General features: G+C 73.7%; 4 protein-coding genes. All 4 read left to right on the forward strand.

What is annotated here, in order from left to right:
• The 4 genes from J2S55_RS30110 to J2S55_RS30125 are packed head-to-tail and all read left to right on the forward strand — an operon-like array spanning nucleotide 1 to nucleotide 24,557.
• Nucleotides 1–12,345, forward strand: coding sequence for a non-ribosomal peptide synthetase (locus tag J2S55_RS30110; RefSeq protein WP_306867905.1), 12,345 nt, complete (start codon nucleotides 1–3; stop codon nucleotides 12,343–12,345).
• Entirely contained in the window at nucleotides 12,342–20,429 is an 8,088-nt protein-coding gene (locus J2S55_RS30115) for a non-ribosomal peptide synthetase (RefSeq protein WP_306867907.1), read from the forward strand. Before J2S55_RS30110 ends, J2S55_RS30115 begins: the two co-directional genes overlap by 4 nt.
• The gene (locus tag J2S55_RS30120; RefSeq protein ID WP_306867908.1) at nucleotides 20,416–24,351 is read left to right on the forward strand and encodes a non-ribosomal peptide synthetase; all 3,936 of its coding nucleotides are present in this window, start codon (nucleotides 20,416–20,418) and stop codon (nucleotides 24,349–24,351) included. Before J2S55_RS30115 ends, J2S55_RS30120 begins: the two co-directional genes overlap by 14 nt.
• Nucleotides 24,348–24,557 (forward strand): MbtH family protein, encoded by a 210-nt coding sequence (locus J2S55_RS30125; protein WP_306867910.1) that lies wholly within the window; start codon nucleotides 24,348–24,350, stop codon nucleotides 24,555–24,557. The genes J2S55_RS30120 and J2S55_RS30125 overlap by 4 nt, the downstream gene beginning before the upstream one ends.
• Nucleotides 24,558–24,579: the final 22 nt, after the last annotated feature.

Consider the following 24,579-nt stretch of genomic DNA (forward strand, 5'->3'; position numbering starts at 1 on the left):
ATGCCATTGTCCGCGGCGCAGAGCGGGATTTGGCACGCCCAGCGGATCGCTCCCGATGACCCGATCCATATCGCCCAGTACATCGAGATCTCGGGGCCGGTGGACCCGGTGGTCTTCGCCTCGGCCGTCCGCCTGGCGGCCGGGGAGGTGGACGCGATCCAGGTCCGGATCGTCGAGGGCGGGCAGGTCGCCGAGGGCTGGGAGCCGCACTGCCCCTTCCTCGACCTCGGGGACGAGCGGGCCGCGCTCGACTGGATGCGGGCTGAGCTGTCGGCCCCCCTGGGCGGGGACTCGCTGCTGGCCACCGCCCTGCTGCGGATCGCCGACGACCGCTACTTCTGGTATCTCCGCTGCCATCACGTGATCATGGACGGCTACAGCGGGCCGATGATCGCCCAGCGTCTGGCCGAGGTCTACACCGCGCTGGCCGAGGGCCGCGACCCCGGACCCGGCGGGCTCGGATCGCTGACCACGCTGCTCGAAGAGGACGCCGCCTACCGCGCCTCCGGCCGCTTCGGAGCCGACCGCCGTTACTGGCTGGACCGGCTCGCCGACCTGCCCGCCATCCCCGTCCTCTCCTCCGGTGCCGCCGTCGCCACCTCGCGCTTCCACCGGTGGAGCGCGAGGCTGGGGGAGGGCGACGCCGCCGCGCTGACGGAGGCGGCGCTGTCCCACGGGACGGCCGTGTCCGGGCTCATGATCGCCGCCACCGCGGCCTACGTCGGGCGGCTCACCGGGGCCCAGGAGGTGGTCCTCGGGCTGGCGGTCACCGCCCGGACCACCGCGGCGGCCCGGCGCACCCCCGGCATGCTCTCCAACGTGCTCCCGCTCCGCCTGGCCGTACCGCCGCAGACGACCTTCCGAGAGCTCGCCGGGCAGGTCACCAAGGAGGTCGGGCGGCTGCTGGTGCACCAGCGCTACCGGTATGAGGACCTGCGCCGGGAGGTGGGCGGGCGGCTGTTCGGGCCGGTGGTCAACATCATGCGGTTCGACTACGACCTGAAGTTCGCCGGTCACGCCGCCACCGCGCACGCGCTGTCCACCGGGCCGGTCGAGGACCTGTCGATCAACCTCTACGACGGATCCGACGGGCGCGGCGTCCGCATCGACTTCGACGGCCACCCCGAGCTGTACGGCGAGGCCGAACTGGCCGGCCACCACGACCGGTTCCTGCGTTCCCTGGCCCAGATCGCCCAGGCCGGGCCGGAGCTGCGCGTCGGCGAGGTCGAGCTGCTCGACGGGGCCGAGCGGGCGCTCCTCGCCGGCTGGGGCGGCGCGTCGCGCGAGGTGGCGCCCGCGACGGCCGGCGGCACCGCCGTCACCCTGTTCGAGGAGCAGGTACGGCGGCGCCCCGAGGCCGTGGCGGTCGTCGCCGGGGACGCCGAGATCACCTACGCCGAGCTGAACGCCCGGGCCAACCGGCTGGCGCACCACCTCATCACCCGGGGCGCCGGACCCGACCGCCACGTCGGGCTGTCGATGCCCCGCTCGCTCGACATGGTCGTGGCGTTCCTGGCGATCCTGAAGTCCGGCGCCGCCTACCTGCCGCTGGACCCGGAGTATCCGCCGGACCGCCTCGCGATGATGCTCGCCGACGCCGCGCCGCCGATCGTGGTCACCTGCGCGGAGGCGGGGTTCCGCCCGCCGGCCGGTCCCGGCGCCGGGGACGGGGACGGGGCCGGGGATGGGGATGGGGACGGAGCCGGGGACGGCCGCTCCGGCGCCGAGATCGTGATGATGGACACCTGGACCGGAGACGGCCTGCCCGACGGCGACCCGGTGACCGGGCTGCTGCCCGGCCACCCGGCCTACGTCGTCTACACCTCCGGCTCGACCGGCCTGCCCAAGGGCGTGCTGGTCACCCACGCCGGCCTGCCGAGCTACGCGCGGACCGGGATCGAACGGTACGCGGTGACCGAGGACAGCCGGGTGCTCCAGTTCGCCTCGATCGGGTTCGACGGGGCGGTGCTGGAGTGGCTGATGGCCTTCTCCTCGGGTGCGGCGCTCGTGCTGGCGCCTCCCGGGGTCTACGGCGGGGAGCCGCTCGGCCGCTTCCTGGCCGAGGCGCGGATCACCCACGCGTTCGTCACCCCGGCCGCGCTGGCGACGGTCCCGGAGCGGCCGCTCCCCGACCTGCGGACGCTGCTGGTCGGCGGCGAGACCTGCCGCCCCGAACTGGTCCGCCGCTGGTCCGCCGGCCGCCGGATGATCAACGTGTACGGTCCGACCGAGACGACCGTCGTGGTCGCCGTCAGCGACCCGCTGACCTCTCCCGAGGACACCCCGATCGGCCGCCCCGTCCACGGCACCCGCCTCCACGTCCTGGACCCCGGTCTGCGCCCGGTGCCGCCCGGCACGGCCGGCGAGCTGTACGTCGCCGGTCCGAGCGTGGCGCGGGGCTACCTCAACCGGCCCGGCCTGACCGCCGAGCGCTTCGTCGCCGACCCGTCCCGGCCCGGCGGCCGGATGTACCGCACCGGAGACCTGGTCCGCTGGGACGCCGACGGCCGGCTCCACTACCTGGACCGGGCGGACCGGCAGGTCAAGATCCGTGGCTTCCGGATCGAGCTGGGAGAGATCGAGAGCGTGCTCGCCGGCCACCCCGGCGTCGGCCAGGCGGCCGTGCTCGCCCGCGCCGACCGGCCCGGCGACCGGCGGCTGGTCGCCTACGTGACCGGTACGGCGGGCGCCGACGAGCTGCGCGCACACGCCAGGCTGTCCCTGCCCGACTACATGGTCCCGGCCGCGATCGTGGTGCTGGCGGAGATGCCGCTCACCGCCAACGGCAAGCTCGACCGGCGCGCCCTGCCCGAGCCGGAGCCGGAGACCTCCGGCCGGGAGCCCGCCACGGACCGGGAGCGGCTGCTGTGCGGGCTGTTCGCCGAGGTGCTCGGGCTGCCCCGGGCAGGGGCCGACGACGGCTTCTTCGACCTGGGCGGGGACAGCATCCTGGCGATCCAGCTCGTCGCCCGCGCCCGCGAGGCCGGGCTGGGACTCACCCCCAAGCACGTCTTCCAGCACCAGAGCCCGCAGGCGCTGGCGCTCGCCGCGGAGGAGGTGGTGGAGGCGCCCGCCGCCGGCGACGGGGGAGACGACGGCGTGGGGGCCGTCCCGGCCACCCCGATCATCGCGTGGCTCGCCGAGGGCGAGGGACCGGCCGACGGCCTGACCCAGAGCGTGGTGCTCCGGGTCCCCCCGGGCCTCGGTCTGGACCACCTCACCGAGGCCGTGCAGGCCGTACTGGACCACCACGACGCGCTGCGGCTGAGCGGGACCGTTCCGGGAGGGCTGGAGGTGCTGCCGCGCGGGGCGGTCCACGCGGCCGGCCAGGTGTGGCGCGTCGAGGTCACCGGGGACCTGGACGAGGCGGTCGCCGGGCAGGCCGGGCCGCTGCGCGCCGCGCTGGACCCGGCCGCGGGGCGGATGGCCGCGGTCGCCTGGCTCGACGCGGGCCCCGAGCGTCAGGGCCGGCTGCTGCTGACCCTGCATCACCTGGCCGTCGACGGCGTCTCCTGGCGGATCCTGCTGCCCGACCTCCTGACCGCCTGGACCGCCGCCGCCACCGGCACCCCCCATACGCTCCCCGCGCCCACCACCTCCTTCCGCGCCTGGGCACGGCGGCTCCAGGCCGAGGCCGTCACCCCCGCCCGCCTGGCCGAACTCCCCATCTGGACCGCGCTCCTGGACCCCGGGCCGGGCGGCGGCGCGGGCCCGGCGGCCCGGCGGTGGGGCAGCTGGGGGGACCGGCGCGAGCGGGTCGTGGAGCTCCCCGCCGAGGTGACGGGACCGCTGCTGGGCAGGGTCGCCGCGGCCTTCCACGGGAAGGCCGACGACGTGCTGCTGGCCGGGCTCGCGGCGGCGGTCGCCAGGTGGAGCGGGCACCGGCCGGTCCTGATCGACCTGGAAGGGCACGGCAGGGAGGACGTCTTCCCGGGGGTCGACCTGTCCCGGACCGTCGGCTGGTTCACCGCCATGCACCCCGCGCGGATCGACGCGGGCCCCGTCGACTGGAGCGACCTCAGGAACGGCGGGCCGGCCGCCGCCCAGGCCGTCAAACGGGTCAAGGAGCAGCTCCGCGCCCTCCCCGACTCCCTCGGCTACGGCCTGCTGCGCTATCTCAACCCCGGCACGGCGCCCGTCCTCGCGGCCCTGCCCCGGCCCGAGATCGGCTTCAACTACCTCGGCCGGATCACGGCCTCGGGCCGGGACTGGGAGCCCGACATCGACGGCCCGTCCGGTGGCCTGTCCGGCGGCCAGGACGCCGGCGCCCCGCTCAGGCACGGCATCGAGATCACCGCTGTCGCTCTCGGCGACACCCTCCGCGTCACCTGGACCTGGGACCCGGGCCACTACGCCGAGGACCGGATCGCCGAGCTGGCCGCCGCCTGGTCGGAGGCCCTGACCGGCATCTCCCGGCACACCGGCGGCGCCCTCACCCCCTCCGACGTCACCGCCCCGCTCACACAGGACGACCTCGACGCGCTCGGGCCGGACCTGCAGGACGCCTGGCCGCTCGCCCCGCTCCAGCGGGGCCTGTTCTTTCACTCCCTGCTGGCCGTCGACGTCTACACCGCCCAGCTCGTGCTGGACCTCACCGGCCCCCTCGACGCCGCCAGGCTCAGGGCCGCCGCCGAACACCTCCTCCGCAGGCACCCCAACCTGCGCGCCTCCTTCGAGCTCCGCGAGGAACCCGTCCAGCTCGTGCACCGCCGGGTCGAGGTGCCCTGGCGGGAGGTCGTCACCGCCGACGCCGAGGGCGTGGCCGCCGAGGAGCGGGCCCACCGCTTCGACCTCGCCAGGCCCCCGCTCCTGCGGTTCGCCCTGGTACGGCTCGCGCCCGGCAGGCACCGGCTGATCCTCACCAACCACCACATCCTGCTCGACGGCTGGTCCACCCCGCTGCTGGCCGCCGAGCTGTTCGCCCTCTACGGCGGGGCCCAGCCCCCCGCGGCCCCGCCGTACAAGGGGTATCTGGCCTGGCTGGCCGGACAGGACCAGGCGGCGGCGGCCGCGGCCTGGACGCGGGCCCTGGACGGCCTGGACGGTCCCACGCTCCTCGCCCCGCACGCCCCCGCCGACCCGGTCATGCCGGAGCGCGTCACCGCCGAGCTCGGCGACGACCTGACCCGGGCGCTCACCGCCCTGGCCCGCACCCACTCCACCACCCTGAACACGGTCATGCAGGCGGCCTTCGGCCTGCTGCTCGCCCAGCTCACCGGCCGCGACGACGTCGTCTTCGGCGGCACCGTCTCCGGTCGGCCGGCCGAGCTGCCCGGCGTCGAGCGGATGATCGGCCTGTTCGTCAACACCCTGCCGGTCAGGGTGCGGCTCCACCCGGCCGAGCCGGTGGGAGACCTGCTGCGCAGGCTCCGCGACGGACAGGCCGAGCTGCTGGCCCACCACCACCTCGGGCTGACCGAGATCCGGCGGGGCACGCTGTTCGACACGCTGCTGGTGATGGAGAACTACCCCGTCGACCCGCGGACCACGGCCGGGGACCTCCGGCTGACCTCGGCGGACGTGGCCGACGCGACCCACTATCCGATCACGCTGCTGGTCGTCCCGGGGGAGCGGCTCCGCCTGCGGCTGCAGTACCGGCCCGACGTGTTCACCGGGGCGGAGGCCGGAGGGCTGCTGGAGCGCTTCCGGCGGCTGCTCGCCGAGCTGGCCGCCGCACCAGACACCGCCGTCGGGCGCCTCGGCGGGCTCGGCGACGACGAGCGGGAGCTCGTCCTGCGCCGGTGGAACGGCCCGGCGGCGGCCGTACCCGACGTGACGCTGGCCGGGCTGTTCGAGGCCCAGGTCGCGCGGACCCCCGACGCGACGGCGCTGGTGTTCGAGGGGGTGGAGCTGAGCTATGCCGCGTTCAACGCGCGGGCCAACCGGCTGGCGCGGCTGCTGGCCGAGCGCGGGGCCGGGCCGGAGCGCCTGGTCGCGCTGGTGCTGCCCCGGTCGCTGGAGCTGCTGGTCGCGATGTACGCCGTGGTCAAGGCGGGCGCCGCCTACCTGCCGGTCGACCCGGACCATCCGGCGGAGCGGATCGCCTCGACGCTTGAGGACGCGCGCCCGGTGCTGGTCATCGACCGTGACTGGCTGGCCGCCGCGGACGTGTCCGGATATCCGGCGGAGAACCTCGATGTACGGCCCGCGCCGGAGAACCCCGCCTACGTGATCTACACCTCGGGTTCGACCGGGCGCCCCAAGGGCGTCGTGGTCTCCCACCGCTCGATCGTCAACCGCCTGCTGTGGGCGCAGTCCGAGTACGGCCTGCGCGCCGGCGACCGGGTCCTGCAGAAGACCCCGGCCGGGTTCGACGTGTCGGTCTGGGAGTTCTTCTGGCCGCTGCAGGCCGGTGCCACCCTCGTGATCGCCGGACCGGGCGAGCACCGGGACCCGGTCCGTCTCGCCGAGCTGATCGACACCGAGCGCGTCACGACCGTCCACTTCGTCCCCTCCATGCTCGCCGCCTTCCTCGCCGGGGACCCGGTGCCGGCATCCCTGCGCCGGATCATCTGCAGCGGTGAGGCGCTCCCGCCGGAACTCGCCGACCAGGCGGTCGCGAGGCTGGGCGTCCCGGTCCACAACCTCTACGGCCCGACCGAGGCCGCGGTGGACGTCACCTTCTGGGAGCACCGCCCCGAGCCGGGCGCCGCGACCGTCCCGATCGGCCGCCCGGTCTGGAACACCGGCGTCTACGTGCTGGACGCGTGGCTGCGGCCGGTCCCGGTGGGGGTGGCCGGGGAGCTGTATCTGACCGGAGCCCAGCTCGCCCGGGGGTATCTGGGGCGGGCGGGGTTGACGGCGGAGCGGTTCGTGGCGTGTCCGTTCGGGGCGGTGGGGGAGCGGATGTATCGCACGGGTGATGTGGTGCGGTGGCGTCCGGAGGGGTGTCTGGAGTATGTGGGGCGGTCCGATCTTCAGGTGAAGGTGCGGGGGGTCCGGATCGAGCCGGGTGAGATCGAGAGCGTGCTGGCCCGGCATCCGGCGGTGTCGCAGGTGGCGGTGGTGGTGCGGGAGGACCGGCCGGGGGACCGGCGGCTGGTCGCCTACGTGGTCCCCGCTCCGGCGGGTCCGGTCCGGGAGGAGGCGGTCTCCGCGCCGGTAGCGGCGGCGTTCTCGTCCTCGCCGTCGTCGTCCTCGTCGTCGGCCTTGCTGGCCTCGTCGGCCCCCTCCTTGGAGGTGGATGTGGCGGGGGTGCGGCGGTTTGTGGCGGGGGTGTTGCCGGAGTTCATGGTGCCGTCGGTGGTGGTGGTGTTGGGGGCGTTGCCGGTGACGGTGAACGGGAAGTTGGATCGGGCGGCGTTGCCGGTGCCGGAGGTGGGGGGTTCGGGGCGGGGGCCGCGGACGCCGGTGGAGGAGATTTTGTGTGGGGTGTTCGCGGAGGTGTTGGGGGTGTCGGGGGTGGGGGTGGAGGAGTCGTTTTTTGCGTTGGGTGGGGATTCGTTGTCGGCGACGCGGTTGGTGAGTCGGGTGCGGTCGGTGTTGGGGGTGGAGGTGCCGGTGCGGGCGGTGTTCGAGTCCGGGTCGGTGGCGGGGTTGGCGGTGTGGGTGGCGGGGGTGTCGGGGGTGGGGGTGCGGCCGGGGGTGCGGTCGGGGGGGCGGTCGGGGTGGGTGCCGTTGTCGTCGGGGCAGCGGCGGTTGTGGTTTTTGAATCGGTTGGAGCCGGGGTCGGCGGTTTATAACTTGCCGGTGGTGTTGCGGTTGTCGGGTGGGGTGGATGTGGGGGTGTTGCGGGCGGCGTTGGGGGATGTGGTGGTGCGGCATGAGAGTTTGCGGACGGTGTTTCCCGAGGTGGGTGGGGTGGCGTGTCAGCGGGTCCTCGACCCCGCCGCACCCCCGGTCGAGCACACGACCCTCGGGGAGGCCGACCTCGCCGACGCGCTGCTCTTCTCCGCGAGCCGGGGCTTCGACCTCGCCGTGGAGCCGCCGCTGCGCGCGGAGCTGTTCACCCTGGGCTCCGGCGAGCACGTCCTGCTGCTCGTGCTGCACCACATCGCGGCGGACGGCTGGTCGATGGCGCCGCTCGCCAAGGATCTGATCACCGCCTACGTGGCGCGTTCCGGGGGTCGGGCTCCGTCGTATGCGCCGTTGCCGGTGCAGTATGCCGATTACGCGTTGTGGCAGCGGGAGTTGCTGGGGGAGGAGTCGGATCCGGGGAGTCTGGTCAGCGCGCAGGTGGCGTTCTGGCGTTCGGCGCTGGCGGGGCTGCCCGAGGAGATCACGCTGCCGGCCGACCGTCCGCGCCCGGCGGTGGCGTCGTACCGGGGCGCCACGGCGCCGGTGGAGATCGGAAAGGAGCTTCACGGCGGGCTCGTGGCACTGGCGCGGGAGGCGGGGGCGAGCCTGTTCATGGTGGTGCAGGCGGCGCTGGCGGCCCTGCTGACCCGGCTGGGCGCGGGCACCGACGTGCCGATCGGCGCACCGATCGCGGGCCGGACCGACGAGGCGTTGGATGATCTGGTGGGGATGTTCGCCAACACGTTGGTGTTGCGGACCGACACCGGTGGGGATCCGAGTTTCCGGGAGCTCGTCGGCCGGGTGCGGGAGACGGATCTGGCGGCGTACGCGCATCAGGATCTGCCGTTCGAGCGGTTGGTGGAGATCGTCAACCCGGTCCGGTCGATGGCCCGCCACCCCCTGTTCCAGGTGGCGCTGACCTTCCAGAACAACCCGCCGGTGAGATTCGGGCTCGACGGCCTGACCGTCGCGGTGGAAGCACTGGAGACCGGTGTCGCCAAGTTCGACCTGCTGATGTCCCTGACCGAGACGGACGGCGGCCTGACCGGCGTCCTCGAATACGCCGCCGACCTGTTCGACCCGGAGACCGCCGAGGAGCTCGTGTCGAGGTTCCTCCGCCTCGTCCACGCCGTGGTCGCCGACCCCGACACCCCCCTGAGCGCGATCGACATCCTCGACGCCCGCGAGCGCCACACCATCCTCCACGAGTGGTCGGGGACCGGCTCGCCCCCCGGCGTCCTCTCGACGATCGTCGAGGAGTTCGAGGCGCAGGTGGCGCGGTCGCCGCATGCGGTGGCGGTGGTGGGGGTGGATGAGGAGGTGTCGTACGGGGAGTTGGACGCGCGGGCGGGTGCGCTGGCGGAGGTGTTGGTGGGGTTGGGGGTGGGGCCGGAGCGGTGTGTGGCGTTGGCGATGCCGCGGTCGGTGGAGTTGGTGGTGGCGGTGGTGGCGGTGCTGAAGGCGGGGGGTGCCTATGTGCCGGTGGATCCGGGTTATCCGGTCGATCGGGTGGGGTGCATCGTCGAGGACGCGGCTCCGGTACTGGGGGTGGCCACCCCGGACACCGAAGGGGTGCTCCCCGCCGGTCTGCCGAGGATCGTGCTGGACGGCCCCCGCGCCATGACGGTCCCGGCTCCCGGGGAGGTCGCGCTCCCCGCTGCGGCGGGGCGGCTGCTTCCGGCTCATCCGGCGTATGTGATCTTCACGTCGGGGTCGACGGGGCGGCCGAAGGGGGTGGTGGTCTCGCATGGGGCGGTGACGCGGTTGCTGGCCTCGACGGAGGGGTGGTTCGGTTTCGATGAGACCGATGTGTGGGCGTTGTTCCATTCCTATGCGTTTGATTTCTCGGTGTGGGAGTTGTGGGGGGCGTTGCTGTACGGCGGGCGGTTGGTGGTGGTGCCGTTCGAGGTGAGTCGGTCGCCGGGGGAGTTCGTGCGGTTGGTGGCCGATCGGGGGGTGACGGTGCTCAATCAGACGCCGTCGGCGTTCTACCAGTTCGCCCAGGCCGAGCGGGACAACCCGGGTGACGGCCTCGCGCTCCGTCATGTGATCTTCGGCGGTGAGGCGTTGGATCCGGGGCGGCTGGAGGAGTGGTACGGCCGCCATCCCGAGACCGCGCCGGTGCTGGTGAACATGTACGGGATCACCGAGACCACGGTGCATGTCACTCATGTCGCGCTGGAGCGGAGCATGGCGGTGCCCGGTGCCCGGAGTGTCATCGGCGCGGGCATTCCGGATTTGCGGGTGTATGTGCTGGATGGGGGGTTGTGTCCGGTGCCGCCGGGGGTGGTGGGGGAGTTGTATGTGGCGGGGGCGGGGTTGGCGCGGGGGTATGTGGGGCGGGCTGCGCTGACGGCGGAGCGGTTCGTGGCTGATCCGTTCGGTGGGGCGGGTGGGCGGATGTATCGGTCGGGGGATCTGGCGCGGTGGGATCGTGCGGGGCGGTTGGAGTATCTGGGCCGGGCTGATGCGCAGGTGAAGGTGCGGGGGTTCCGGATCGAGTTGGGGGAGATCGAGAGCGTGCTGGTGCGGCATCCGGCGGTGGCCGATGTCGCGGTGGTGGTGCGGGAGGACCGGCCGGGCGACCGTCGCCTCGTCGCCTACGTGGTCCCCGCTCCGGGCTCCCCGGAGTCGGTCGCGGGGCGCGACGGGGACGGGGACGGGATCTCGGCTCCGGCCGGTGACCGGCCCGGGCACGGCACCGTCCGCTCCTCGGAGGTGGACGCGGGGGAGGTGCGGCGGTTCGCGGCGGGGGTGTTGCCGGATTACATGGTGCCGGCGGTGGTGGTGGTGTTGGGGGCGTTGCCGTTGACGGTCAACGGCAAGCTGGATCGGCGGGCGTTGCCGGTGCCGGAGGTCACCGGTTCGGGGGGGGAGCCGTCCACGCCGCGGGAGGCGTTGCTGTGTGCGTTGTTCGCGGAGGTGTTGGGGGTGGAGCGGGTCGGGGTCGAGGACGGGTTCTTCGATCTGGGGGGTGACAGCATCGTCGCGATCCAGTTGGTGGCGCGGGCGCGTGAGGTGGGGGTGGTGTTCGGTCCGCGGGATGTGTTCCGGCATCAGAGTGTGCGGGAGCTGGCCGCCGTCGCCACCGACGAGGAGTCGGTGGTGGGGGAGCCGGAGGGGGCGGGGGTCGGTCCGCTGCCGCCCACCCCGATCATGGCCTGGCTGGCGGAGCGGGGTGGGCCGATCGCCGGGTTCAACCAGACGGTGGTCCTCCAGGTGCCGCCGGATCTGGGCCTGGATCCCCTTGTCGACGCGGTGCAGGCCGTACTGGACCATCACGACGCGCTGCGGCTGAGGGTGTCCGGCCCGGGGTCCGCACCGGATGCGACAGCCGTCAGGCCCGGGGGGCTGGAGGTGCTGCCGCGCGGGGCGGTCCGGGCGGCCGACTGCGTGCGCCGGGTCGAGGTGGGCGTCCCGGGCGACGGCGTCGCGGGTGGTGCCTTCGGTGGTGGGGGTCTGGCGGGGGTGGTCGCGGGTCAGGCCGGGCTGTTGCGGGCGGGGTTGGATCCGGGGGCGGGCCGGATGGTGGGGGTGGTCTGGGTGGATGCCGGGCCGGGGGTGTCGGGGCGGTTGGTGGTGGTGGTGCATCATCTGGCGGTCGATGCGGTGTCCTGGCGGATTCTGTTGCCGGATCTGTTCGCGGCCTGGCAGGCGGCTGTGCGTGGTGGGGCTGTCGCGTTGGCGCCGGTGCCGACCTCCTTCCGTACCTGGGCCCGTCGTCTCCAGGACGAGGCCCGCGACCGGGCCGGAGAACTCGACCTGTGGATCGACATCCTCGACGGGCCCGACCCGCGTGTCGGCAGCAGGCCGCTCGACCCGCGCGTCGACACCGTCGCGACACTGCGCAGCCTCCGCCTCACCCTGCCCCCCGAGCGGACCGAGCCCCTGCTGACCACCGTCCCCGCCGCGTTCCACGGCCGCGTCAACGACGTGCTGCTCACCGGGCTCGCCCTGGCCGTGGCGCACTGGCGCAGGAAACGCGGCGGCCGGGGCAGCTCGGTCCTGCTGGACCTGGAGGGACACGGCCGGGAGGAGATCTCCTCCGGGACCGACCTGTCCCGGACCGTCGGCTGGTTCACCGCCCTCTACCCGGTCCGGCTCGACGCGGGTGTCACCGGCTGGACCGACGAGCGGGCCGTGGCGCAGGCGGTCAAGAGGATCAAGGAGCAGCTCAGGGCGGTGCCCGACCCCCTGGGCTACGGACTGCTCCGCCACCTCAACCCTGGCACCGCCCCCGAGCTGGCCGGGCTGCCCCGGCCGCAGATCGTGTTCAACTACCTCGGCCGGGTCGCCGTCGCCGAGGGGGACTGGAACCTGGTCCCGGCCGCGCTCGGCGGGCACGACCCCGGCATGCCGGTGGCCCACGCCCTGGAGATCAACGTCACCGTCCACGATCGGCCGGACGGCCCCCACCTCGAGGCCGTCTGGTCCTGGCCGGCAGGGGTGCTCACCGAGGCCGAGGTCAGGGAGCTGGCCGAGACCTGGTCCGGGGCGCTGGAAGGGCTGGCCGCACACGGTCCGGGCGGCTACACGCCGAGCGACCTCCTGGTCGACCTGGACCAGGACGAGATCGACCGCATCCAGGCCGCTTGGGAGAAGCGATGACGCAGGTTCAGGACATCCTCCCGCTCTCGCCGCTGCAGCAGGGCCTGTTCTTCCACGCGCTCCACGACGAACACGACGTCTACACCGCCCAGGTCACCCTCGATCTCGACGGTCCGCTGGACGTCCCCGCCCTGCGGAGCGCCGCCGCCAGGCTGCTCGAACGCCACCCCAACCTGCGCGCCGCCTTCTGGCACCAGGATCTCAGCCGGCCCGTCCAGGTCATCCCGGAGCGGGTGGAGCCGTCATGGCGGGAGGTCACCTCGGCCGACGCCGAGGGCGTGGCCGCCGAGGAGCGGGCCCGCCCGTTCGACCTGGCCACGCCGCCGCTGATCCGCTCCGTCCTGGTACGGCTCGCGCCGGACCGGCACCGGCTGATCCTCACCAACCATCACATCCTGCTCGACGGCTGGTCCACCCCGCTCCTCGTCGCCGAGCTGCTCGCGCTCTACCTGGGGGTGGCGGCCCCGGCGGCCCCGCCGTACAAGGGGTATCTGGCCTGGCTGGCCCGCCAGGACCGGGACGCCGCCCGGCGGGCCTGGGACCGCGCCCTCGACGGGATCGAGGGGCCCACGCTGATCGCGCCCGGCGCGGCCACGCCCGTCCCGCCGGACAAGGTGAGCCTCGAACTGGACACCACCTTGACGGCCGCGCTGACCAGGCTGGCCCGCCGCCGAGGGATCACCGTCAACACCGTGCTGCAGGGGCTGTGGGGGGTGCTGCTGTCCCGGCTGACCGGACGCGACGACGTCGTCTTCGGCGCGATCGTCTCGGGGCGCCCGCCCGAGCTGCCCGGCGTCGAGCGGATGATCGGCCTGTTCATCAACACCCTGCCGGTGCGGGTACGGCTCCGCCCGGAGGAGCCGGTCGGGGAGCTGCTGGAACGCCTCCAGGACGAGCAGGCCGAGCTGTTGCCCCACCACCATCTGGGACTGACCGAGATCTATCGCGGCGTCCTGTTCGACACGGTCACCGTGCTGGAGAACTACCCGTTCGACGCCTCCGCCGCGGACACCGCCCTCGGCGACGTCCGGCTGACCGGTTTCGGCTCGGTGGACGCCCACCACTATCCCCTCGCCCTCGCGGCCATCCCCGGTGACCGTCTCACCCTGCGCCTGGACCACCGCCCCGACCTGTTCACCGCGGTCCAGGCCCGGCTGCTGCTGGAGCGCATGCGGCTGCTGCTCACCACGCTGGTCACCGCCCCGGAGACGCCGGTCGGTCGGCTCGGCGTCCTGGACGCCGCCGAGCACCGCCAGATCGTCGAGGAGTGGAACGACACCGGCGCGCCGGTGCCCCGCCGTACGCTGCCCGAGCTCTTCGAGACCACGGCCGCGCGGGTCCCCGACGCCACCGCGCTCGTGGACGGCGAGACGGTCCTGACCTATGCCCGGCTCAACCGGCGGGCGAACCGGCTGGCGCGGCTGCTGGCCGAGCGCGGGGCCGGGCCGGAGCGTCTGGTCGCGCTGGTGCTGCCCCGATCCGCGGACCTGGTCGTCGCGGCACTGGCCGTGGCCAAGGCGGGTGCCGCCTACCTGCCGGTCGACCCGGACTATCCGGCGGAGCGGATCGCCCACATGCTCGCCGACGCCGCTCCTTCCTCGGTGATCGACGAGGCGTTCCTGGCCGATGCAGATGTGTCCGGGTATTCGGCGGAGAACCTCGACGTACGGCTCGCGCCGGAGAACCCCGCCTACGTGATCTACACCTCGGGTTCGACCGGGCGCCCCAAGGGCGTCGTCGTGACCCACGAGGGCATCGCCGCGTTCGCGGCCGCGCAGACCGACCGGCTCCGGGTCGGCCCGGACAGCCGGGTGCTCCAGTCCGCCTCGCCCAGCTTCGACGCCTCGGTCATGGAGATGCTCATGGCCTTCGCCGCGGGGGCCGCGCTCGTCATCCTCCCGCACGGCGTGTACGGCGGGGCGGGGCTGGCCGGGGTGCTGGAGAGCGGGCGGATAACCCATGCCCTGATCCCGCCCGCGACCCTGGCGAGCGTGCCGGAGACGGCGCTGCCGGAGCTGCGGACCCTGGCGGTCGGCGGGGAGGCCTGCGGAGCCGGCCTGGTCGACCGCTGGGCTCCGGGCCGCCTGATGATCAACGCGTACGGCCCCACCGAGGCCACGATCGCCGCGACGATGAGCGGTCCCCTGACCCCGGGCGAGACCCCGCCGATCGGTTCCCCGCTCCGGGACGCCCAGGTGTATGTGCTGGACGCGTGGCTGCGGCCGGTCCCGGTGGGGGTGGCCGGGGAGCTGTATCTGGCCGGGCCCGGCCTGGCCCGGGGGTATCTGGGGCGGGCGGGGTTGACGGCGGAGCGGTTCGTGGCGTGTCCGTTCGGGGCGGTGGGGGAGCGGATGTATCGCACGGGTGATGTGGTGCGGTGGCGTCCGGAGGGGTGTCTGGAGTATGTGGGGCGGTCCGATCTTCAGGTGAAGGTGCGGGGGGTCCGGATCGAGCCGGGTGAGATCGAGAGCGTGCTGGCCCGGCATCCGGCGGTGTCGCAGGTGGCGGTGGTGGTGCGGGAGGACCGGCCGGGGGACCGGCGGCTGGTCGCCTACGTGGTCCCCGCTCCGGCGGGTCCGGTCCGGGAGGAGGCGGTCTCCGCGCCGGTAGCGGCGGCGTTCTCGTCCTCGCCGTCGTCGTCCTCGTCGTCGGCCTTGCTGGCCTCGTCGGCCCCCTCCTTGGAGGTGGATGTGGCGGGGGTGCGGCGGTTTGTGGCGGGGGTGTTGCCGGAGTTCATGGTGCCGTCGGTGGTGGTGGTGTTGGGGGCGTTGCCGGTGACGGTGAACGGGAAGTTGGATCGGGCGGCGTTGCCGGTGCCGGAGGTGGGGGGTTCGGGGCGGGGGCCGCGGACGCCGGTGGAGGAGATTTTGTGTGGGGTGTTCGCGGAGGTGTTGGGGGTGTCGGGGGTGGGGGTGGAGGAGTCGTTTTTTGCGTTGGGTGGGGATTCGTTGTCGGCGACGCGGTTGGTGAGTCGGGTGCGGTCGGTGTTGGGGGTGGAGGTGCCGGTGCGGGCGGTGTTCGAGTCCGGGTCGGTGGCGGGGTTGGCGGTGTGGGTGGCGGGGGTGTCGGGGGTGGGGGTGCGGCCGGGGGTGCGGTCGGGGGGGCGGTCGGGGTGGGTGCCGTTGTCGTCGGGGCAGCGGCGGTTGTGGTTTTTGAATCGGTTGGAGCCGGGGTCGGCGGTTTATAACTTGCCGGTGGTGTTGCGGTTGTCGGGTGGGGTGGATGTGGGGGTGTTGCGGGCGGCGTTGGGGGATGTGGTGGTGCGGCATGAGAGTTTGCGGACGGTGTTTCCCGAGGTGGGTGGGGTGGCGTGTCAGCGGGTCCTCGACCCCGCCGCGCCCCCGGTCGAAGTGGTCCAGGCCGGAGGCGACCGGCTCGGCCCGGCTCTGATGGCGGCGGTGGGGCGGGGCTTCGATCTGGCCGTGGAGCCGCCCCTGCGGGTCTGCCTGTTCGAGGTCGACGCCTCGACCCATGTCCTGCTGCTCGTGCTGCACCACATCGCGGCGGACGGCTGGTCGATGGCGCCGCTGGCCCGCGACGTGGTCGTGGCCTATGCGGCGCGTTCCGGGGGTCGGGCTCCGTCGTATGCGCCGTTGCCGGTGCAGTATGCCGATTACGCGTTGTGGCAGCGGGAGTTGCTGGGGGAGGAGTCGGATCCGGGGAGTCTGGTCAGCGCGCAGGTGGCGTTCTGGCGTTCGGCGCTGGCGGGGCTGCCCGAGGAGATCACGCTGCCGGCCGACCGTCCGCGCCCGGCGGTGGCGTCGTACCGAGGGGAGACGGTCCGTTTCGAGATCGGGCCCGATCTGCACCGGGGGCTGATCGGGGTGGCGCGGGAGGCGGGGGCGAGCCTGTTCATGGTGGTGCAGGCGGCGCTGGCGGCCCTGCTGACCCGGCTGGGTGCCGGGAATGACATCCCGATCGGGTCGGTGGTCGCGGGCCGGACCGATGAGGCGTTGGATGATCTGGTGGGGATGTTCGTCAACACGTTGGTGTTGCGGACCGACACCGGTGGGGATCCGAGTTTCCGGGAGCTCGTCGGCCGGGTGCGGGAGACGGATCTGGCGGCGTACGCGCATCAGGATCTGCCGTTCGAGCGGTTGGTGGAGATCGTCAACCCGGTCCGGTCGATGGCCCGCCACCCCCTGTTCCAGGTGATGCTCGCCTTCCAGAACAATCCCCCCGCCGTCCTGGAAGTGGACGGTCTGTCCATCGGCGTGGAGCCGTTCACCCCGGCCACCGCCAAGTTCGACCTCCAGTTCACCCTCGCCGAGCGTCCCGAGGGGGGCATCGAGGGCGGTCTGGAGTTCAGCCTCGACCTGTTCGACCGGCGGACGGCCGACGACATCGTCACCCGCTTCCACCTGCTCCTGGAAGCCGTGGTCGCCGACCCCGGCGCCCCCATCGGCCGGATCGAGATCCTCACCCCCGCCGAGCGCCTGACGATTCTCGGCGACTGGGCCGGCACCGGCGCCGCCCCCGTCCCGTCCACCATCGTGGACCGCTTCGAGGCGCAGGTGGCGCGGTCGCCGCATGCGGTGGCGGTGGTGGGGGTGGATGAGGAGGTGTCGTACGGGGAGTTGGACGCGCGGGCGGGTGCGCTGGCGGAGGTGTTGGTGGGGTTGGGGGTGGGGCCGGAGCGGTGTGTGGCGTTGGCGGTGCCGCGGTCGGTGGAGTTGGTGGTGGCGGTGGTGGCGGTGCTGAAGGCGGGGGGCGCCTATGTGCCGGTGGATCCGGGTTATCCGGCCGATCGGGTGGGGTGCATCGTCGAGGACGCGGCTCCGGTGCTGGGGGTGGCCACCCCGGACACCGAAGGGGTGCTGGCCCCGTACGGCCGGCGGGTGCCGCTGCCGGACGCCGCGTCACCGTTCTCGGTGTTCTCGCTGCGCGGGGTCTCCTCCCGCGACGCTTCTGCGGCGGTCGCGGCGCCCGACGGGGAGGACGGGCGGCAGCGGCAGGCGGTGCCCGCCGTGGAGGGACCGGCCGGGGACGGCGCCGGCGCGGCGGGCCCGGGTGACGGCCGGGGCGTCGCCGGGGCGGGGCGGCTGCTTCCGGCTCATCCGGCGTATGTGATCTTCACGTCGGGGTCGACGGGGCGGCCGAAGGGGGTGGTGGTCTCGCATGGGGCGGTGACGCGGTTGCTGGCCTCGACGGAGGGGTGGTTCGGTTTCGATGAGACCGATGTGTGGGCGTTGTTCCATTCCTATGCGTTTGATTTCTCGGTGTGGGAGTTGTGGGGGGCGTTGCTGTACGGCGGGCGGTTGGTGGTGGTGCCGTTCGAGGTGAGTCGGTCGCCGGGGGAGTTCGTGCGGTTGGTGGCCGATCGGGGGGTGACGGTGCTCAATCAGACGCCGTCGGCGTTCTACCAGTTCGCCCAGGCCGAGCGGGACAACCCGGGGATGGAGCTGTCGCTCCGTCATGTGATCTTCGGCGGTGAGGCGCTGGAGGTCTCCCGGCTCGCCGACTGGCACGGCCGGGGCGTCTCGCTGGTGAACATGTACGGGATCACCGAGACCACGGTGCATGTCACTCATGCGCTGCTGACTCCGGACAGCCCCGCCGGTCTGATCGGGACCGGGATCCCGGATTTGCGGGTGTATGTGCTGGATGGGGGGTTGTGTCCGGTGCCGCCGGGGGTGGTGGGGGAGTTGTATGTGGCGGGGGCGGGGTTGGCGCGGGGGTATGTGGGGCGGGCTGCGCTGACGGCGGAGCGGTTCGTGGCTGATCCGTTCGGTGGGGCGGGTGGGCGGATGTATCGGTCGGGGGATCTGGCGCGGTGGGATCGTGCGGGGCGGTTGGAGTATCTGGGCCGGGCTGATGCGCAGGTGAAGGTGCGGGGGTTCCGGATCGAGTTGGGGGAGATCGAGAGCGTGCTGGTGCGGCATCCGGCGGTGTCGCAGGTGGCGGTGGTGGTGCGGGAGGACCGGCCGGGCGACCGTCGCCTCGTCGCCTACGTGGTCCCCGCTCCGGGCTCCCCGGAGTCAGTCGCGGGACATGACCGTGCGGCGCCGGATGCTTCCGCCGTGGTGGGACATGACCGTGCGGCGCCGGATGCTTCCGCGGGTGACCGGGTGGCGCCGCCTGCTCCCGCCCGGGGTGCCGGGCCGGGGGCGGTGCTGGAGGCGGGGGAGGTGCGGCGGTTCGCGGCGGGGGTGTTGCCGGATTACATGGTGCCGGCGGCGGTGGTGGTGCTGGGGGCGTTGCCGTTGACGGTCAACGGCAAGCTGGATCGGCGGGCGTTGCCGGTGCCGGAGGTCACCGGTTCCGGGGGGGAGCCGTCCACGCCGCGGGAGGTGCTGTTGTGTGCGCTGTTCGCGGAGGTGTTGGGGGTGGAGCGGGTCGGGGTCGAGGACGGGTTCTTCGATCTGGGGGGTGACAGCATCGTCGCGATCCAGTTGGTGGCGCGGGCGCGTGAGGTGGGGGTGGTGTTCGGTCCTCGGGATGTGTTCCGGCATCAGAGTGTGCGGGAGCTGGCCGCCGTCGCCACCGACGAGGAGTCGGTGGTGGGGGAGCCGGAGGGGGCGGGGGTCGGTCCGCTGCCGCCCACCCCGATCATGGCCTGGCTGGACGGTCTCACCGGCCCGACCGATGACTTCAGCCAGACGGTGGTCCTTCAGGTGCCGCCGGATCTGGGCCTGGATCCCCTTGTCGACGCGGTGCAGGCCGTACTGGACCATCACGACGCGCTGCGCCTGAAAGCGCCGAGCCTGCGGGAGCTGGAGGTGCTGCCGCGCGGGGCGGTCCGGGCGGCCGACTGCGTGCGCCGGGTCGAGGTGGGCGTCCCGGGCGACGGCGTCGCGGGTGGTGGCGCCGAGAGCGGTGGCGATCCCGGCAATGGGAAGTCCGGCAGGGGTGACCTCGGCAGCGGCGTCCCCGGTGATGCTCCGGGCGACGGCGTCGCGGGTGGTGCCTTCGGCGGTGGGGGTCTGGCGGGGGTGGTCGCGGGTCAGGCCGGGCTGTTGCGGGCGGGGTTGGATCCGGGGGCGGGCCGGATGGTGGGGGTGGTCTGGGTGGATGCCGGGCCGGGGGTGTCGGGGCGGTTGGTGGTGGTGGTGCATCATCTGGCGGTCGATGCGGTGTCCTGGCGGATTCTGTTGCCGGATCTGTTCGCGGCCTGGCAGGCGGCTGTGCGTGGTGGGGCTGTCGCGTTGGCGCCGGTGCCGACCTCCTTCCGTACCTGGGCCCGTCGTCTCCAGGACGAGGCCCGCGACCGGGCCGGAGAACTCGACCTGTGGACCCGGATGCTCGGCGGCGGGACCGGGCGGCTGGATCCGGTCCTGGACACCTTCGGAACCCAGGGCCATCTCACGCTCGAACTGCCCGCGGAGGTCACCGAGCCGCTGCTCACCCGGCTCCCGGCGGCCTTCCACGCCCGGGTCAACGACGTGCTGCTCGCCGGGCTGGCGCTGGCCGTGAGCAGGTGGAGCGGTCAGGACTCGGTCCTGCTGGACCTGGAGGGACACGGCCGGGAGGAGATCTTCCCTGGCACCGACCTGTCCCGGGCCGTCGGCTGGTTCACCGCCCTCCACCCGGTCCGGCTGGACCCCGGGCGGGCGGACTGGGCCGACCTCCAGGGCCCCACGGCGGCCCGGGCGATCAAACGGGTCAAGGAACAGCTCCGCGCCGTCCCCGACGGCGGGATCGGCTACGGCCTGCTCCGCCACCTCAACCCCGACACCGCCCCCGAGCTGGCCCGGAGCCCCGTCCCCGAGCTGGCCTTCAACTATCTCGGCCGGGTCGTGGCGGCCACCGGAGCCGACTGGTCCCCGGCCCCCGAGTCCGACGCGGTGGGTGGCGGTCACGCGGCGGACCTCGCGCTCCCGCACGCGCTGGAGGTCAACGCCGTCACCCGGGACACGCCCGGCGGCCCCCGGCTCCGGGCGACCTGGTCATGGGCGGGACGGCTGTACGCCGAGGCCGAGGTCAGGGAGCTGGCCGAGGCGTGGTTCGCCGCCCTCACCGGGCTGTCCCGGCACACCGGAGGCGGCCTGACCCCCTCGGACCTGATGGTCTCCATCAGCCAGGAAGAGATCGACGCGTTCGCGGCGGAACTCGACGCGGAGTGGAGTGCCCGTGAGTCAGCTTGAGGACATCCTGCCGTTGTCGCCGCTGCAGCAGGGCCTGTTCTTCCACGCCCTGTTCGACGAGGCCGCGCCCGACGTCTACACCGCCCAGCTCGTGCTGGAGCTGGCGGGCCCCCTCGACGTCCCCGCCCTGAGGAACGCCGTGGCGGCACTGCCGCGCCGCCACGCCAACCTGCGTGTCTCGTTCCGGCAGCGGGCCGGCGGCGAGCCCGTCCAGCTCGTGCACCGCCGGGTCGAGGTGCCCTGGCGGGAGGTCGCCACCGCCGACGCCGAGGGCGTGGCCGCCGAGGAGCGGGCCCGCCGCTTCGATCTAACCAGGCCCCCGCTGATGCGCTTCGTCCTGGTACGGCTCGGGCCGGACCGGCACCGGCTGGTCTTCACCAACCACCACATCCTGCTCGACGGCTGGTCCACCCCGCTGCTGGCCGCCGAGCTGCTGGCGCTCTACGGGGGGACGGAACCGCCCGCGGCCCCGCCGTACAAGGGGTATCTGGCCTGGCTGGCCGGCCAGGACCAGGCGGCGGCGGCCGGGGCCTGGGCACGGGCCCTGGACGGGATCGCCGGGCCCACCCTGGTCGCCCCCGACCTTGCGGGCCGCGCGCCCGTCGACCCCGGCCGGGTCCGCGCCCATCTCAGCGAGGATCTCACCGGCCGTCTCACCGCCGCCCTGCGCGCCCGGTCGCTCACCCTCAACACGGTGGTCCAGGGCTCGTGGGCGCTGCTGCTCGCCCTGCTCACCGGCCGCGACGACGTCGTCTTCGGCGGCACCGTCTCCGGCCGGCCGCCCGAGCTGCCCGGCGTCGAGCGCATGATCGGCCTGTTCATCAACACGCTCCCGGTGCGGGTGCGGATCGATCCCGCCGAGACCCTGGCGGACCTGCTCGGGCGGGTGCAGTCCGAACAGGCGGAGCTGTTCGCCCACCACCACCTCGGGCTCGCCGAGATCCAGCGCCTGCCCGGCCTGGGGCGGCTGTTCGACACCATGACCGTGCTGGAGAACTATCCCCTCGACCCCGCCGCCCTCGGCACCGCCGGGGACGGGGGGAGCCTGCGGCTCGCCGGGGCGTCGGGCACCGACGCCACCCACTACCCGCTCGCCCTGGCCGTCGTCCCCGGCAGGCGGCTCTCCCTGCGCCTGGACCACCGGCCCGACGTCGTCCCCCGCGCCGGCGCCCTCGGGCTCCTCAACCGCCTGACGCGCCTGCTCAAGGCCGTCGCCGCCGACCCCGACCTGCCGCTGGCCCGGCTCGACCTGCTGTCCGCCGACGAGCGCGGGCAGGTCCTGCACGGCTGGAACGGCGGAGCCGCGCCCGTTCCGGCCGGGACACCCGCCACCGCCGGGACACCCGCCACCGGGACGTCCACCCCGGCCGAGGCGCCTCCCACCATCGGGACACCCGCCCCGGCCGAGGCGCCTCCCACCGGGACGTCCACCCCGGCTGGGGACTCCCCCGCGGTCCCCGCCGCGGCGACGCTCGTGACCGCCTTCGCCGAGCGGGTTGAGCGGACCCCGGACGCCGAGGCCGTCGTGAGCGGCGCGACCTCCCTCACCTACGCCGAGCTGAACGGGCGGGCCAACCGGCTGGCGCACCGGCTGATCGGGCTGGGCGTCCGGGCCGAGACCCCCGTCGCGGTCCTGCTCGAACGCTCGGCCGAGGTGGTCGTGGCGACCCTGGCGATCGCCAAGGCCGGAGGCGTGTACGTCCCGGTGCACCACGGCTACCCGGCCGGGCGGATGAGCTGGGTGATGGCCGACACCGGCGCGGCCGTCCTGGTCACCGACCGCGAGCCCGGCTTCGGGCACGCCGCCGCGGTGGTCCGGGTCGACGCGGACCCGCCGGAGACCCCCGGGGCGGCCGGCCACGCGCCGCAGTACGACCCGCACGTGAGGACCCATCCCGACCGGCTCGCCTACGTGATGTACACCTCGGGCTCGACGGGCCGGCCCAAGGGCGTCGCCGTACGGCACCGCGACGTCCTGGCCCTGGCCGCCGACCGCCGATGGGCCGACGGCCACCGGCGCGTGCTGATGCACTCGCCGCACGCCTTCGACGCCTCCACCTACGAGATCTGGGTGCCGCTGCTCAACGGCGGCACGGTCGTCGTGGCGCCGCCCGGCGACCTCGACCCCGGCTGGATCGGCGACCTCGTCGCCCGGCACCGGCTGACCGCCCTGTTCATCACCACCGCCCTGTTCAACCTGGTGGCCGAGGAGGCTCCGGGCACGTTCGCGGCGCTCCGCGAGGTCCTCACCGGCGGGGAGGCGGCCTCGCCCGAGGCCATGCGCCGGGTCCGGGCGGCCTGCCCGGAGACCGTGCTCGGCCACGTCTACGGGCCCACCGAGACCACCACCTACGCCACCTACCACCGGGTCTCCCACGTCGGCCCGGCCGCGCCCCCCATCGGCCGGCCCATGGACGGCACGCGGGCCTACGTGCTGGACGGCCTGCTGCGGCCGGTCCCCCCGGGCGCCCCGGGCGAGCTGTATCTCGCCGGTTCCGGCCTGGCCCGCGGCTACCTGGGCCGTCCCGGGCTGACCGCCGAACGGTTCGTCGCCTGCCCGTACGGCGGGCGGATGTACCGGACCGGCGACCTGGTCAGCTGGTCGGCCGGCGGGGAGCTGGAGTATCTGGGGCGGGCCGACGACCAGGTCAAGATCCGCGGGTTCCGGATCGAGCCGGGCGAGATCGAGGCGACGCTGTCGCGGCATCCCGAGGTCGCCCAGGTGTCGGTGATCGCCCGGGATCACCGGCTGGTCGCCTACGTGGTCGGCACGGTCACCCCGCAGGAGCTGCGGCGGTTCGCGGCGCGGGCGCTGCCCGAGTACATGGTGCCCTCCACGGTGGTGCCCCTGGCCGCGCTGCCGCTCACCCCGAACGGGAAGGTGGACCGCGCGGCTCTCCCCGGACCGGACGCCGCGGTGTCCTCGCGCGCCCCCCGCACCCCCGCCGAGGAGGTGCTGTGCCGCCTGTTCGCCCAGGTGCTCGGCCTGGAGCGGGTCGGCGTCGACGACGGCTTCTTCGATCTGGGCGGCGACAGCATCAGCGTGATCCGGCTGGTCTCCCGGGCCAGGCAGGAGGGACTGACGATCACCCCGCGCGAGGTGTTCGCGCGCCAGACGGTCGAGGCGCTGGCCGGTGCCGGCGGCCCGGAGACACGGCCGGAGGCGGGCGGCGGCCTGGAGGTGCTGCTCCCGCTGCGCGCCGCCGGCTCCCGGCCGCCGCTGTTCTGCGTGCACCCCGGCGCCGGGCTCGGCTGGCCGTACTCCGGCCTGCTCCGCCACCTCGGCCCCGACCAGCCGATCTACGCCCTCCAGGCCCGTGCCCTGTCCGAGCCGGACTACACGGCCCCGTCGATCGAGGCGATGGCCCTGGACTATCTCGGCCGCCTCCGCGAGGTCCAGCCGTGCGGGCCGTACCGGCTGGCGGGCTGGTCCATGGGCGGCCTGATCGCCCACGCGATGGCCGTCGAGCTGCGCGGGTACGGCGAGGAGGTGGCGCTGCTGGCCCTGCTGGACGCCTACCCCGGCGAGAGGATCGGCGCCGGCGAGGGCGAGGCGCTGCCCGGGTTGCTCGCCGCGGCCGGTTACCGGGGGCCGGAGGAGATGGGGGAGGTGATGGAGTTCGTACGCGGTCAGGGCGGGCGGTACGCCACACTCGACGAACAGACATTGCTCGCGGTCTACCGTAATTACCGTAACGGTGTGAAGATCTCTCAGGAGCATGTGCCGCGGCGTTTCGACGGCGACGTGCTCCTCGTCATCGCCGCCCACGGCCGGGAGCCCGACATTCTCACGGCCGCCGACTGGAAGCCCTATGTCACCGGCACGATCGAAGACCACACGGTCGCCTGCGACCACGAGAGCATGTTGAACCCCGGGCCGATCGCGGAGATCGCCGCACTGCTCCGAAAGGAATTGGGATGAGCAACCCGTTCGAGAATCCCGACGGCGTCTACCTGGCACTGATCAACGACGAGGGCCAGTATTCGCTCTGGCCGTCCTGGGCGGAGATCCCGGTGGGCTGGACGGTCGCCTTCGGCGAGGACACCCGGCAGGCCTGCCTTGACCACATCGAGGCGAACTGGACCGACATGCGGCCCAAGAGCCTGATCAGAGCCATGGATCGATGAGCCGCACGGTCTTCGACGGACA

The organism is Streptosporangium brasiliense (assembly GCF_030811595.1).
In the GTDB taxonomy this organism is placed as follows: domain Bacteria; phylum Actinomycetota; class Actinomycetes; order Streptosporangiales; family Streptosporangiaceae; genus Streptosporangium; species Streptosporangium brasiliense.

Coding starts and splice junctions, on each gene's coding strand:
- J2S55_RS30125 (WP_306867910.1), top strand. CDS start 24,348: ATGAGCAACCCGTTCGAGAATCCCGACGGCGTCTACCTGGCACTGATC.
- J2S55_RS30110 (WP_306867905.1), top strand. CDS start 1: ATGCCATTGTCCGCGGCGCAGAGCGGGATTTGGCACGCCCAGCGGATC.
- J2S55_RS30115 (WP_306867907.1), top strand. CDS start 12,342: ATGACGCAGGTTCAGGACATCCTCCCGCTCTCGCCGCTGCAGCAGGGC.